The 13,133-nt window shown below is 63.6% G+C and carries 12 protein-coding genes; 6 read left to right on the top strand and 6 right to left on the bottom strand.

Annotated elements, in window-relative coordinates:
- Nucleotides 1-60: 60 nt before the first annotated feature.
- Nucleotides 61-1,926, top strand: a complete 1,866-nt coding sequence (locus tag HWV23_RS13675; protein WP_178290952.1) for a type II/IV secretion system ATPase subunit — start codon at nucleotides 61-63, stop codon at nucleotides 1,924-1,926.
- Entirely contained in the window at nucleotides 1,926-4,016 is a 2,091-nt protein-coding gene (locus tag HWV23_RS13670; RefSeq protein WP_178290951.1) for a type II secretion system F family protein, read from the top strand. Before HWV23_RS13675 ends, HWV23_RS13670 begins: the two co-directional genes overlap by 1 nt.
- A gap of 30 nt (nucleotides 4,017-4,046) precedes the next feature.
- On the opposite strand, the gene HWV23_RS13665 is transcribed toward HWV23_RS13670, so the two are convergent.
- A complete protein-coding gene (locus HWV23_RS13665) occupies nucleotides 4,047-4,694 on the bottom strand; it encodes a helix-turn-helix domain-containing protein (RefSeq protein WP_178290950.1) in 648 nt (215 codons plus the stop codon).
- Nucleotides 4,695-5,046: 352 nt separating this feature from the next.
- Between HWV23_RS13665 and aceA the strand changes: the two genes are divergently transcribed.
- Both aceA and aceB read left to right on the top strand, forming a co-directional pair.
- Nucleotides 5,047-6,114: an isocitrate lyase gene (gene aceA / locus HWV23_RS13660; RefSeq protein WP_211693259.1), complete on the top strand. Its 1,068-nt coding sequence runs from the start codon at nucleotides 5,047-5,049 to the stop codon at nucleotides 6,112-6,114.
- A 129-nt stretch (nucleotides 6,115-6,243) separates the two neighbouring features.
- A complete protein-coding gene (aceB, locus tag HWV23_RS13655; protein ID WP_178290949.1) occupies nucleotides 6,244-7,557 on the top strand; it encodes a malate synthase AceB in 1,314 nt (437 codons plus the stop codon).
- A 95-nt stretch (nucleotides 7,558-7,652) separates the two neighbouring features.
- Here the strand turns inward: aceB and HWV23_RS13650 are convergent, their stop codons facing one another.
- Both HWV23_RS13650 and HWV23_RS13645 read right to left on the bottom strand, forming a co-directional pair.
- Nucleotides 7,653-8,297, bottom strand: a complete 645-nt coding sequence (locus HWV23_RS13650) for a hypothetical protein (protein ID WP_178290948.1) — start codon at nucleotides 8,295-8,297, stop codon at nucleotides 7,653-7,655.
- Nucleotides 8,298-8,460: 163 nt separating this feature from the next.
- Nucleotides 8,461-8,850: a hypothetical protein gene (locus tag HWV23_RS13645; protein WP_178290947.1), complete on the bottom strand. Its 390-nt coding sequence runs from the start codon at nucleotides 8,848-8,850 to the stop codon at nucleotides 8,461-8,463.
- Nucleotides 8,851-8,974: 124 nt separating this feature from the next.
- Between HWV23_RS13645 and HWV23_RS13640 the strand changes: the two genes are divergently transcribed.
- Complete coding sequence (locus tag HWV23_RS13640; protein WP_178290946.1) at nucleotides 8,975-9,625, top strand: non-canonical purine NTP pyrophosphatase; 651 nt, start codon at nucleotides 8,975-8,977, stop codon at nucleotides 9,623-9,625.
- 93 nt (nucleotides 9,626-9,718) lie between these two features.
- Entirely contained in the window at nucleotides 9,719-10,501 is a 783-nt protein-coding gene (locus tag HWV23_RS13635) for an SDR family NAD(P)-dependent oxidoreductase (RefSeq protein WP_178290945.1), read from the top strand.
- On the opposite strand, the gene HWV23_RS13630 is transcribed toward HWV23_RS13635, so the two are convergent.
- From HWV23_RS13630 to HWV23_RS13620, 3 genes are all read right to left on the bottom strand, one after another.
- Nucleotides 10,502-10,984, bottom strand: a complete 483-nt coding sequence (locus HWV23_RS13630) for a DUF7384 family protein (RefSeq protein ID WP_178290944.1) — start codon at nucleotides 10,982-10,984, stop codon at nucleotides 10,502-10,504.
- Between the two features lie 139 nt (nucleotides 10,985-11,123).
- Complete coding sequence (locus HWV23_RS13625; RefSeq protein ID WP_178290943.1) at nucleotides 11,124-12,194, bottom strand: putative sulfate/molybdate transporter; 1,071 nt, start codon at nucleotides 12,192-12,194, stop codon at nucleotides 11,124-11,126.
- 250 nt (nucleotides 12,195-12,444) lie between these two features.
- Nucleotides 12,445-13,101 (bottom strand): potassium channel family protein, encoded by a 657-nt coding sequence (locus tag HWV23_RS13620; protein WP_178290942.1) that lies wholly within the window; start codon nucleotides 13,099-13,101, stop codon nucleotides 12,445-12,447.
- Between the last annotated feature and the right edge of the window lie 32 nt (nucleotides 13,102-13,133).

Here is a 13,133-nt window from a genome sequence, read left to right as displayed (position 1 = left end):
TCTAGCGAGCCTGATAATCCTCCCAAATACTTAGGTGAGTTCAAAAGTAACCGACCCCTTATGGGTGGGGTTAGCAAGGACAAGCCCGGGGTTACATCCGGGGATGTAGATGAGGAGTCGACGGACCGTGACCTCGAAACCGATGCCGTCGCTGGCAACGGGGCCGTAAATACGTTCGAGGAGACCATCTCGTCCATTCAGCGGACGCTTTTCGAGTGGACCAACGGGCTCATCGGGGACGGAACCGACCGGGAATACGACGAGTCGGAACTGTTCGAGCCCGATATCGAAGAGCAGCTCCGCGACCATCCCACCGTGACGGCGGTGCTCGACGACGTCACGACGTCGTTCGCGGAGGCGGAGAACCTGGTGTTCGATACCCGGCCGCCGCTGGCACACCTGCAGTCGCGCTTTTTCGATTTCAGCTATCTCATCGAGCACGAGGAAATAGAGCGCAAGTGGACGAACGAACCGTACGCGTACGTCTCGATTCTCCGTGATACCACCGAAAACGAACTGCGGTATCACGTCACTGAACCGTGGCTCAGCGACTTCGAGGAGTACGTCCTCGAGGAGTTGACCAAGGTCCTTCGGAACAGCCTGATGTATCAGGAGACGAACGGCGAGATGCCGAAAGCAGAGCGGTTCTCCCAGGAGGCCAGCGACCTCGTCGAGAAACACACCGCGGCGCTTCCGGAGACGTCGCTGTACAAGATACTGTACTACCTGCGTCGTGATTTCCTCAATTACGACCGGGTCGACCCGATAATCCGCGACGATGCCGTCGAGGACATCTCCTGTGACGGGGTGGACCTCCCGGTGTTCGTCTACCACGACAGCTACCGCGACCTGGACACGAACGTCACCTTCGGCAAGGAGGACCTCATCTCCTTCGTGACCCGGCTCGCACAGCGGTCCGGCAAGCACATCTCGGTGTCGAACCCGCTCGTGGACGCGTCGCTGCCGAACGGCTCGCGCGTCCAGTTGAGTTTCGGCGGCGACATCTCGACGCGGGGACCGAACTTCACGATTCGGCAGTTCACGTCGGTCCCGGACACGCCCATCGACCTCATCAACTGGGACACGTTCTCCGTCGAGCAGATGGCCTACCTCTGGCTGGCCATCGAGAACAACCGCTCGCTGCTGTTCGCCGGCGGGACGGGGTCGGGGAAGACGACCAGCCTCAACGCGGTGTCGTTTTTCATCCCCAAGAAATCCAAAATCGTCACCATCGAGGACACGCCGGAGATATCGCTGCCCCACGAAAACTGGGTTCAGAGCCTGACCCGGGACTCTGTTACCGGGTCCGGTCGAGGGCAGGTGACGATGTACCAGCAACTGCAGACAGCGCTCCGACAGCGGCCGGAGTATATCCTCGTCGGCGAGATTCGGACCGAATCGGACGTCGCGCTGACGTTCTTCCAGGCGATGGCAACCGGCCACAGCGCCTACACGACGGTCCACGCCGAGTCGGTAAACGGCGTCATCAACCGGCTCGAAAACGAGCCACTGTCCGTCCCGCTACAAATGCTGAAGGAACTGGATATCATCTCCATCCAGCGACAGGTGATGGTCGAAGGCGAGCGGGTCCGCCGAAACGACCAGATTACGGAACTGGTCTCGGCCGGCGAGGGCGACGACGTCCACATCAATCGCGTCTTCGACTGGGACGCCGACCGGGACGCGTTCAACACCAAGTTCGATTCGTCGGTCTTCGACGACATCGCGGCCGACCGCGGGTGGTCGACCGCCGAAATCAATCAGGAGTACGAGGACCGCCGGAAGGTCCTCCAGTACATGGTCGACAACGACATCACCTGGTACGAGGACGTCGCCCGCGTCATCCACCGGTTTATGACCGACCGGGAGACGGTGATGGACCGCATCGACGGTGACCAACTCGACCCGGCCGACCTCACGAAGTAATGAGCGACGAGCCACAGACCCCGGATTCGACGCCCATCGACTTCGAGGCCGACCCGGAGACGGACGACCGCATTCCGGTCCCGGAGTACGAGGCCGAACAGTACGTCCCGGACAGCGAACGCATCTCGGGTATCCGTGAGGACCTCCTGCGCGAGGAGTTCGGCTACGTGCGGACCTACTTCAAATCCCGCGAGGAGAAACACACGGAACTCCAGCGGCACCTCAATCAGGCGCATCTGGGCAAGACCTTCGACGTCTATCTCACGCGCACGCTGTGGTTGTCGCTTGCTTCCGCCGTCCTCGGCGGCCTCATCGGCCTGCTCGTCTCGTGGCTTTTCGCACAGTCCGGCGTCTTCACGGGACTGTCGGCACCGTGGGCGCCATCGGTCAACGGGCCGTTCGGCGACGTCGTGCTCTTCGTTTCGGCCAACAAGGAGGTCATCGGGACCGGCGTTCTGGTCGCCGCCCTCGCGGGCGTTTTCGGCGCGATTACCTGGTTTACCCGATATTACTACCCGAGTTACATCGTCGACGTGCGGCGGCGGAACATCAACGTGACCCTGCCGCACACGATCGTCTACATGTACGCCCTCTCCTTCGGCGGGATGGACTTCGTGACGGTGCTCCGGCGGACGGCCGAAACCGAGGGGACCTACGGCGAGGTCGCCCACGAGTTCGAGACGGTCGTCAAGGACGTCGACATGTTCGGTTCGGACCTGTTTACCGCGCTGCGGAACGCCCGAAACCGCACGCCGTCGGACAGCATGGAGCAGTTCCTCGACGATATGCTGACCATGCTCGACTCGGGGGGCGACGTCACCGAGTTCCTTCGGGAGGAAGCCAACAAACATCGCGACCGGGCGGTCAGGGAACAGGACAAGTTCCTCCAGACGCTCGAACTCCTGAGCGAGGTGTTCATCGTCGGGTTCGTCGCGGCACCGCTCTTCTTCGTCGTGACGCTGCTGATGATGAGCTTCCTCGGGCAGGAGACGCTGTCGATGCTCTTCCTCATCGTCTACGTCATCCTGCCGCTGGCGATGATCGGGTTCGTCGTCCTCATCTCGACGCTCTCCGAGCCGTTCAAGCAACCGGCACACGAGATTCACCCGGACCGCGGCCAGCACACGGCCTGGCCGGAATCCTCCGTCCGGAAGTACCCCGGCTTTCAGGCCTTCCGGCGAATCCGCCTTCGGGAGCGATTGCGGTCGCTGCTTACGGACCCGGTCGGGGTGTTCCGCCGACAGCCGCTTTACACACTGCTATTTACGGTGCCCGTCGCCGCTGCGGTGGGTGCCTATTTCGCCACGAACATGGCCGTTGCGCCGACTGACTTCCTGGAGCGGTCCTACGAGGTCGGCGTCGCACTCGCGGTCGTTCCCTTCGTTATCATCGCGCTCCCGCTTGCGGTATTCCACGAACTCACCGAATACCGCAAGCGCCACGTCGCAAAGCGGCTTCCCGACACGCTCGATATCCTCGCCAGCGCCAACCAGATGGGGCTGTCCCTCAGCGAGGGCCTCGACCTCGTCTCGCGAAACCTCACGGGGACGCTGGCCGGGGAACTCCTCAAGGTCCGCAACGATATCGAGTGGAACGCCGACGTCAGGCAGGCGTTGCTGTCGCTGGCCGGGCGCCTGCAGGTGCCGCAGTTGACCCGGACCTGCAAGATTCTCGCCGAAGGGACGCGGTCGACCGGCGACCTGCACAAGATCCTCTCGATTACCGCGGAGGACACCCGCCAGCGATACCGACTCGAACGTAACCGCAACCAGGAACTGCAGGCCTACACGACCGTCGTCATCCTCGGATTCCTCGTGTACGTGGCGGTTATCGTCATCCTCGATTACTCCTTCCTCGGCACCATCGTCGAACAGGTCGGCGACACAGACCAACTCGCCGAGGCGGGGCTGATTACCATCAGCGGCGATAGCGTCGGCATCTATCGAGCGCTGTTCTTCCACTCGGCGCTCATTCAGGCGGTCGGTACCGGCGTCATCTCCGGAAAACTGACCGCCAACAGCGTCTTCAGCGGCCTCAAATACAGTATCGCGCTCGTACTCCTCACCGTGCTCGTGTTCGGCTTCCTGTAAGCGAGCACGAAAGTCGATTTTTCGAGTTGCCTACCCGACGAGCGACGAGAGGATTTTGCCCTCCACCTTCCGGAGGTGTTCGCCGACCGTACCGGCGGAGACGCCGACTTCGGCGGCGATGTCGTCGTGTGTCGCCTCCCGCGGGACCTCGTAGTAGCCCATCTCGACGGCGGCATCGAGGATTTCCTGCTGGCGAGCGGTAAGCACGGAGAAGAGTTGCTCGGAGTCCGGATGGTACTCGCCGATGCCTTCCAGCGAGACCGACAGGGGGTCCGGAATCGCATCGACGACGTTGCCGATGGTTTCGTCGTCGCCGACCAGCGTCACGCGGAAGCCGCCGCCGTCGACGCAGTCGATGGGCGTCTGGAGGACGATTTCGTTGTCCTGAACGAGCGCGAGCAACCGCTCGACGGTCCCCGTCGGGCGGAAGTGGACGTAGGCCAGCCCCTCCCGGTCGCCGGAGACGTCGTAGTCGATGACGGCCTCCTGTTCGGCGAGGATAGTTCTGGCACGGCCGAGGTCGCCGCGGACGGCGTACAGCGAGACGGCGGTCCCGTCGCGCAACAGGTTGACCTGCTGGACCGATTCTCGGGAGACCGTCGGTTCGTCGGCGAGCGCCCGGTCGGTCGGCTGGAAGTCGCCGCCCGAGGGGTCGATGACGACGGTCGCATATCGCATGGCACCCACTCCGGTAGGGGTTCCCATACGTGTTGCCCCGGTCTTCTTCGGGTCTTCTTACGCGCACGCGGGGAGAATGTCCCCCCACGACACCGCCACACATTCCTGCTAGATATTCCCAATCCCTTAAGGAGTCAAAACAGTCTAACGAGTATTAACATTATAATTCATAAGGGTTTTGTACCAGTCCTCGCTCTATTCAGGTGCCTACGATGAGTGACCCGCAGCCTCGGTGTCGCCGTACTCGATATGACGACGCTGGCGTTGATGCGACCGGGCTGTGTGCACTCAGGAACGAAATCCGGTGTCTCGAACGTGCTATCGTTCGAGGACGGTAACTACCTACATAACCATGGCACACGACAACGACGGAGTGGACGAGGTCGCAAGCCGCGTCCAGAACACGGAATCGATTACTCGAGACGTTGACAACCCCGCCGCTCGCGAGCTTCGCGAGAAGTTCGAGAAGCAGGACTTCACCTTCGCGCCCGGTCTCTACCACGCGCTTGACGCCCGACTGGCCGAGATGGCCGGTCTGGACGCCGCGTACATGTCGGGCTACTCGACGGTCCTGGGCCAGTTCGGCTTCCCGGACCTCGAGATGGTCACGATGACCGAGATGGTCGAGAACGCAAAGCGCATCGTCGAAGCGACGAACCTCCCGGTCGTCGCCGACGCCGACACCGGCTACGGTGGCATCCACAACGTCCGCCGCGCCGTCCGCGAATACGAGAAGGCTGGCGTCGCTGCGGTCCACATCGAGGACCAGACGACCCCGAAGCGCTGTGGCCACATCGCCGGCAAGAAGATCGTCTCGCGTGAGGACGCCGAAGCGCGTTTCTCCGCCGCCGTCGACGCCAAGCAGTCCGAGGACACCATCATCATCGCCCGGACGGACGCCTACGGCTCCGCCAACGGCGACTGGGACGAGCACCTCGAGCGAGGTCGCATCTACGCCGACGCCGGCGTCGACCTCGTCTGGCCCGAGATGCCGGACCCGTCCCGCGAGGACGCCGTCAACTACGCCGAAACCATCCACGAGACCCACCCGGACCTGGACCTCGCCTTCAACTACTCCAGTTCCTTCGCGTGGTCCGAGGAAGAGGACCCGCTCACGTTCCAGGAACTCGGCGACCTGGGCTACCAGTACATCTTCATCACGCTGTACGCCCTGCACTCCGGTGCACACGCCGTCTACGAGGACATGAGCAACATCGCGGAGAACGACGAGGAAGCCCAGTGGGACCTCGAGGACCGCTACCTCGGCCACGAAACCGAGAGCCACCACGAGCTCTCGTTCGTCTCGCGCTTCCAGGACATCGAAGCGCAGTTCGACCCCGAAGCCAAGGAGCGGATGGAGAAGTCCGCCGGCTTCACCGAGGAAGAGTCCGACCCGCTGACGTCGAACGACGACGACTGATCGGCATTCCGAACCGCCGGTTTATTTCTTTTTACGCGAACAGTAACTACTGTATTCAACCCTTCTACCGCCAATAGAGACCGTTTTGGCCACCTTTAATAACGGCGGAGTTGTCGGTACGGATGATTCATGACTGAACTCGACAAGCGAACGCACGGCCGGAAGTTCGTGCGGACGTTCTTCACGACACCGACCGCAGAGAAAGGTGTCGACGACTCCGCCAAGAAGCTCCGTAGCGCCATCGGCCTCCGCGGCATGCAGGCCCCGGACGTCTGGGTCCCGGACAACGAGGACGCCACCGCGCCGAACATGCGTGACGAGGGCGCCGAGAACATCGCCGAAGTCGTCGCCGAGGACGGCGACGAGTTCCCCGGCGAAATCCACCCCCGCGTCGTCTGGCACCGCGACAGCCCCGAGACGCGCTACAAGGGCTTCCAGCACATGCTCGAAATCGCCGACCCCGCGAACGGCGCCGTCGAGAACATCGACGGGTTCGTCATCCCCGAAGTCGGCGACATCGACGACTGGAAGAAAGCCGACGAGTTCATCACCATCGTCGAAAACGAGCACGGCCTCGAAGAAGGCAGCCTCAACATGTCCGTCATCATTGAGTCCGGCTCGGCCGAACTCGCCATGGAGAAGCTCCGCGACGAGATGGGCAAGGCCTCGAACAACCTCCAGCGCCTCTTCCTGCTCGTCGACGGCGAAGTCGACTACACGAAGGACATGCGCGCCATCACGCCGACCGGTGGCCTCCCCGAGTGGAAGGAACTCCGCCACAACACCTCCCGCGCCGCGAGCGCGGCGGGTCTCATCTCCGTCGACGGCCCCTACGACGACATCCGTGACGTCGAGGGCTACCACGACCGCATCACCGCCAACAACGCGATGGGTATGCTCGGCATCTGGTCGCTGACGCCCGGCCAGGTCGTCGAAGCCAACAAGAGCCCGCTCCCGCCGGCGGCCGGCTACTGGGTCCTCGACGCTGGCGGCCGCACGGCCGAACTCGAAGACCAGGACGGCGTGCAGGTCTACACCGGCGAGACCGTCGACCTCGAGGAAGAGGACGGCGGCTACGAACTCGAAGTCGCCGGCGACGAGTACTTCTTCGAAACCGAGGACGAACTCGTCGAGGAACTGCTCGACCTCCTCGATTACGTCCCGAGCATGGACGACATCGTCGACTCCATGGAGGAGTTCGAAGCGGCCAAGGAAGCGGGCAAGGGCGCCATCGCGATGACCCAGTCCGCAACCGTCGAAATCGACGGCGTGCAGGTCGACGTCGCACAGGACCGCATGTGGGACGAGGCGACCTATCAGGCCCTCATGACGCCCATCAAGCTGTTCAAGGACGTCTACCACAACCGTCCCGACCAGCACGACGACCTCGCGGACCTCTACAGCGAGGACGTCGTCGAGCGCGCGCTCGAAGTCGGTAACTAACTCCCCACTCGCAAACCCGCTTTTTTGACCGATACCCCGTGACGGGGTCGAAACGACGGGAACGTCTGAAGAGTTAGAGAGGGGTCCGACCGTCGTTATCCCGCACTCATGTCGGTCGATGCTTCCACATCCCCGCGGCTAGCGAAGGCACTCCCCGTCCGGAGGAGGTAGCCGATGGCGAGCATCGTCAGGGACAACACCACGACGACGCCGAGGACTTTGGCTAGGGGATTGAACCCCGCGATTCCGCTGCCAAGGTTGAATAGAAACGTTAGCGGCAGCAGCAAGAAGAGCAGGCCGAGGTTCCGTGAATAGAGATCAGTTCGAAGGCTAACGACGCCGAACAACCCGAATCCCAAGACGACGCCGACGAACACTCCCGGGAGGAAGTACAGGGCGACGTTGGAGGGAGTACCGCTCAGGATGTCCGTCGCATAGCCGAACATCGTGACGGCCATCGCAGCCATCGTTATGCCACCGATAGCAGCGAAGACGAGTCCGGCTTTGGCCAGCCGGCGACTCCGGTCGGTGAGGCTGGGATAGAAGCCGACCAAGCCGATGAAGGCAGCAGTCCAACTCGTGCCGACGAGGGCCTGTCCAAACGCTGCGGGTTCCGTCCCCGAATACATATGAACGACCAAGAGTGCCGTATCCACCACGAATATCAGGCCACCGACCAGAAACGCGGTCGCTCGCCACTGTTCGAGATGTTCCCACCAGTGATTGGTAACACGCGCCATATTTTGAGAGACGCCACTCATCTCCAATATAAACGCATGACCGTGCACGTGACCGTATGCGTAAGCTACAGCGGGTAATCGAATGTTTCTTATAAATATAGACTGCTGTTCGGTTTCCGAATCAGCGGCGTTCGCTCACGTCGACGTATAACGGACGAGCGTCTCAGGGCCAAACTCGGTGTGACAGGCTCTGCAGTGCGTCCTCGTCGGCAAACGGCGTGTAATCGTGCGGCGTCGGGCGGACTTTCTCCTTGTCGTCGAGGAAATCGGCGAGGCCCGAACCGTCCTTGTGGTCGTAGCCGCCGATGGTCCACGGCGGCCAGATGGTCAGGTGTTCGTAGCGGCCGCCGCTACCGTCCCAGCGTGCGTATATTTCGGCGGCGCCGTCGTTGGCGACGAGCGCGACCGCCCCATCGGTCGCCCGCATCGTCTCGACGTAGTCCCGGAGCGACGCCGACCCCTGCCCAGTGTGGGCTCCGAAGACGTTCCGGACGGCCTGATGGTCCGAGTAGTCGAGCAACACGTCCCGAATCTCGTCGTCCCCGTCGCTCATTAAGGTGTGTGTACGTTTCACACCCGCTTAAGTATCATGGGTATAACGGGGGACAGAGCAGCGGGTGATTGGGAGGACAGCGCGTATCGGTGGGGCTTTTTCCGACCGGCGGATAGCGACGGCTATGCTTCACTACGTGACGACGAACGAGGGGAAGGTCCGCGAGGCCGAGGAGTACCTCGGCGACGACGTGGCCTCGGTAGACTACGATTACACGGAGATTCAGGCCGATTCGCTGGAGGCCGTCGCAGCCGACGGCGCACGGCGGGCCTACGAACACGTCGGCGAACCGGTCATCGTCGACGACGCCGGCCTCTATCTGGACGGTTTCGACGGCTTCCCCGGACCCTACTCGTCGTACGTCGAGGACACGCTCGGCATCGAGCGCGTTGGACGACTGGCACGGCGCGAAGAAGCCACCAGCGCGCAGTTCCGGTGTGTCATCGCCTACTGCGACGGCGAGGCCTTCGAGGCGTCACCGGAACCCGTCGATACGGACGACCGCCGCGGACAGGATTTAGCGGCCGACGACCGGGCAACTGCGACGACCGACGAGACGGTCCACGAACGGGACGTCCCCGTGAAACTGTTCGCGGGCGCGGTGCCGGGCACCATCGTCGAACCGCGCGGCGAGGGCGGGTTCGGCTACGACCCCATCTTCGAACACGACGGCACCACGTTCGCCGAGATGGATGCCGAGCAGAAGAACGCGATTTCACACCGCGGGCGCGCGCTGGCGAAGTTCGCCGAGTGGTTCGAAGGGCGGTCCGCGTAACGTCAAAAGTCCGAGGTCTGTCGGCCGTTTTTTCTTAAGCACCCCAAGCATGCCGCCCCTACGCCTTTGGGGAGTCGCCCCGCTGTGACCGACATGACAGTCGACGGCACGACGTTGATAACAGGTGCGTCGGCGGGTATCGGAAAAGCACTCGCCGAACAGTTCGCGGCCAACGGCCACGACCTCGTGTTGGTCGCCCGCCGCGAGGACCGTCTCGCCTCGCTAGCCGAGGACCTCGAAGCCGACCACGGAATCACGGCCGAGTACGTCCCGTTGGACCTCGCGGACCGGCAGGCCCCCTACGAGTTGTACGAGGAAACCCAGGACCGAGATATTCAGGTCGATATCCTCGTGAACAACGTCGGCATCGGCACACAGGGCGCCTTCGTCGAAAACGACCTCGACCGTGAACTCGACCAGATGCAGTTGAACATGGTGACGCCGACGCAGTTGACCCACCTCTACGGCGGCGACATGGCCGACCGCGGCGAGGGCGGCGTTCTCAACGTCTCCTCGACGGCGGCGTGGTTCCCGGGGCCGTTCATGACCATCTACTACGCCTCGAAGGCGTACATGAAGTCCTTCTCGGAGGGACTGGCGGGTGAACTCGAACCGGAAGGCGTCTCGGTGACGGTGCTGTGTCCCGGCCCCGTCGAGACGGAGTTTCAGGAACGGGCCGAAAACGAGGACACGCCGCTCGGCAGCGGGCAGATGCAGGACGTCGAGATGGTCGCCGAAGCGGGCTACGACGGCCTGCAAGCCGGAAAAACGGTCGTGGTCACTGGCTGGAAGTTCAAACTCCTCACGAAGGTATCGAACGTTCTCCCGAATCGGCTGACCCGGAAGTCCGCGAAGGGGCTCAACACGCCCGACTGATTACTCGCGGGGGTCGCGGTCCGGCCCCGGATACGCGTCGTCGAAGAGGAGTTCGTAGACGCCTTCGGGGTCGAACACGCGAGCGAACGCGTCGGGCGACCGGATGCTGACATCCATGACGGCCTTCAGGTTCGCGCCGGCCTCGACGCTCTGGAGACTGCCGTCCTGGCTGATGATGTGGGCAGCATCGCCCCGGTAGGCGGCCGCCAGCGACGGGTGGTCGCCCTCGGGTTGGTCGACGACGACCGCTTCGGCTTCGATTTTCGCTCGCCAGTCGGCGGCCAGTTCATCGTTCGCAAGGTCGGTGATGACGGCTTCGGCGTCGTCGAGAAGCGGGCCAGTCACGACCAGTTCGAGCCACGAATGCCGCCGGAGGTGATCGAGCGCCTCCCGTGCGGCGCCGCCGACGAGGAGGTCGGCCGCCAGCACGCCCGCGTCCGCGACGATGCGCGCGTGGTCGGGGTCGTGGCCGCTATCGGTCATCCCTGTGCTCCCGGAGGGCCGCTCCAACCGATTCGAACGTCACGTCGTACTCCGCCCCGCGCTCGAAGAGGTCACGCCACGTCATCCGGTCGGATATCCGGTCGTGAGACACATAAGTCCGGTCGTCGGGGAGGGCCCGCTACCCCCGGAACCGCCACCAGACGATGCCCGCGAGAAACGCCACGCCGACGTTCGTGAGAACGGCGAGGCCGCCGATGGCCGCGACCAGCCACGGGCGGTCGGTCTCGCCGAAGGCGACCCGGGTGAGCGACGCCGCGACCACACAGAGCAAGACCCCGAGAAGCGCCATCGGGAACGCGACCAGCAGGCCGGCGAACAGCGCGAGGCCGGCATAGAGGACGCCGGCGACGAGGTTCGCCGTCGCCGTCCGGGCGCCGAAGGCGTGCTTGCCAGCGAGACCGCCGGAGCCGTGACACATCGGCACGCCGCCGAGCGGGACGGCGACGAGGTTCATCACGCCCATGCTTTCCGCGAGTTCGTCCGGCGAGACGTCGACATCGTAGAGGTCCGAGAGCAGCAGGGACGTGGCGACGGCGGCGTTGCCGACCGTCATCGCCAACTGGGCAGCGAGTCCCTCCATCACCCCGACCGAGAGCGTCGGCGGCCCGCCCGGGAACAACGCGGGGTCGGGCACCGACGGCATCGGAACGCCGGCCGTCGCCCCTGCCCACAGGATGCCGACGGCCAACACGGCGAGAGCGACCGCCCGTCGGGAAACGAGCGCCACAACCGCTGCGACCGCCAAGCCAGCGACCGCAACGGTCGGCGTAGCCACGACGAGGTCGAACGCCGAAACGGCTAGCAGACACGCGACGGCGAACTGGACGCCACGAACGACCGGTTCGCCGACGTGGACTGCAACTGACGAGAGCAACCCGGTTCGGCCGGCGACGAGCAACAATGCCCCCGCGAGCAACCCTGCCGCCACGAGGTCGCCGTAACTGATAGCGCCGGCGATAGCCAATCCGGCGAGGGCCTTCATTGGTTCGACCGAGAGCGGAAGCCCGTAATAAACGCCCCAGACTGCCTGAAAAACGGCGAAGCCCACGAGTAGGTGTGGCAGCGGCGCGGGCGTCAACAGACCGAGCGCGACGACCAGCGGCAACACGGTTATCGAGTCGCCGATAGCGCCGGTCACCTCGCCGACCGACATCGCGAACCGGCGTTCGGTCGCCGCGACTGTCGCCATGGACGAACAAAGCGGCCCGCCTACATGTCACTTTTCAGTAACTACGTGGCGTTGCGACCGTGACGGCGAGAAATCGGTTTCCGTTACCTTTCGATGTCCGTGCGTTCCCGGTGACGCGCGCCATCGGTCACACGTCCGTCTGACGCGGATTTATGTAATATCGCCCCATGCCAACGTATGGGCGCGCATCGACGGCCTCAAGTTCCCCATCCTCCCCATCGCGCGCCCGTGTTCTTGAACTGCGGAGTCCCTACCAGCCCTTCAGCATCGACTCGACGTCGTTCAGCGCCGACTGCTCGGCGATGAGCGCAACCCGGTCGCCGGGTTTGACCTCCGTCCGGGGCATCGGAATCGTCATCGGCTCTTTTCGGCGGCCGTGAGCGTACAGTCGGGCGTTCCCCGGTAAATCGACTTCGACCACCCGCCGGCCGATAACCGGCGAATCGTCCGGAATGTCGAACGTCGTCGCCGTCAACTGCTCGGTGAGGTCCGCCAGGACGTTCAGGTTCCCGCCGAGCAGCGCCGTCTTGGCCCCGGCGGCGCCCATCCGCTCGGGGTAGATGACCTCGTCGACGTCGGCCGCGTACTTCTCGTAAATCTCCTGCCGGTAGTCCTCGTCGATGCGAAGCACCGTCCGACAGTCGTGGCCGTTCGCAATCATGCAGGCGGTGAAGTTGACGTTCAGGTCGCCCGACAATGCAGCGAGGGCGTCAGCCGCCGCGACGTCCGCCGCTTCGAGTACCCGTTCGTCCTCACCATCACCTTCGACGGTTTCGAGGTCCGCCTCACGCGCCGCTGCGGCTTTCTCCGGGTCGTTGTCGACGATAATCACGTCGTGGCCCTCCGAGGTCAGGATTTTCGCGGTGCGCATCCCGACGCGACCGTAGCCGACGATGACGAACTTCATGTTCCGTGGTACGCCACCACACGACAAAAAGA

This window comes from Natronomonas halophila, assembly GCF_013391085.1.
Lineage (GTDB): Archaea > Halobacteriota > Halobacteria > Halobacteriales > Haloarculaceae > Natronomonas > Natronomonas halophila.
The sequence above is the reverse complement of the archived record's forward strand: the minus strand, read 5'-3'. Positions and strand labels throughout refer to the sequence as shown.

What these genes read in the sequence shown, in the direction of transcription:
- HWV23_RS13630 (WP_178290944.1), bottom strand. Translation starts at nt 10,984, where the DNA reads ATGACCGATAGCGGCCACGACCCCGACCACGCGCGCATCGTCGCGGAC.
- HWV23_RS13675 (WP_178290952.1), top strand. Translation starts at nt 61, where the DNA reads ATGGGTGGGGTTAGCAAGGACAAGCCCGGGGTTACATCCGGGGATGTA.
- aceB (WP_178290949.1), top strand. Translation starts at nt 6,244, where the DNA reads ATGACTGAACTCGACAAGCGAACGCACGGCCGGAAGTTCGTGCGGACG.
- HWV23_RS13650 (WP_178290948.1), bottom strand. Translation starts at nt 8,297, where the DNA reads ATGGCGCGTGTTACCAATCACTGGTGGGAACATCTCGAACAGTGGCGA.
- HWV23_RS13645 (WP_178290947.1), bottom strand. Translation starts at nt 8,850, where the DNA reads ATGAGCGACGGGGACGACGAGATTCGGGACGTGTTGCTCGACTACTCG.
- HWV23_RS13635 (WP_178290945.1), top strand. Translation starts at nt 9,719, where the DNA reads ATGACAGTCGACGGCACGACGTTGATAACAGGTGCGTCGGCGGGTATC.
- HWV23_RS13665 (WP_178290950.1), bottom strand. Translation starts at nt 4,694, where the DNA reads ATGCGATATGCGACCGTCGTCATCGACCCCTCGGGCGGCGACTTCCAG.
- aceA (WP_211693259.1), top strand. Translation starts at nt 5,047, where the DNA reads ATGGCACACGACAACGACGGAGTGGACGAGGTCGCAAGCCGCGTCCAG.
- HWV23_RS13620 (WP_178290942.1), bottom strand. Translation starts at nt 13,101, where the DNA reads ATGAAGTTCGTCATCGTCGGCTACGGTCGCGTCGGGATGCGCACCGCG.
- HWV23_RS13670 (WP_178290951.1), top strand. Translation starts at nt 1,926, where the DNA reads ATGAGCGACGAGCCACAGACCCCGGATTCGACGCCCATCGACTTCGAG.
- HWV23_RS13640 (WP_178290946.1), top strand. Translation starts at nt 8,975, where the DNA reads ATGCTTCACTACGTGACGACGAACGAGGGGAAGGTCCGCGAGGCCGAG.
- HWV23_RS13625 (WP_178290943.1), bottom strand. Translation starts at nt 12,194, where the DNA reads ATGGCGACAGTCGCGGCGACCGAACGCCGGTTCGCGATGTCGGTCGGC.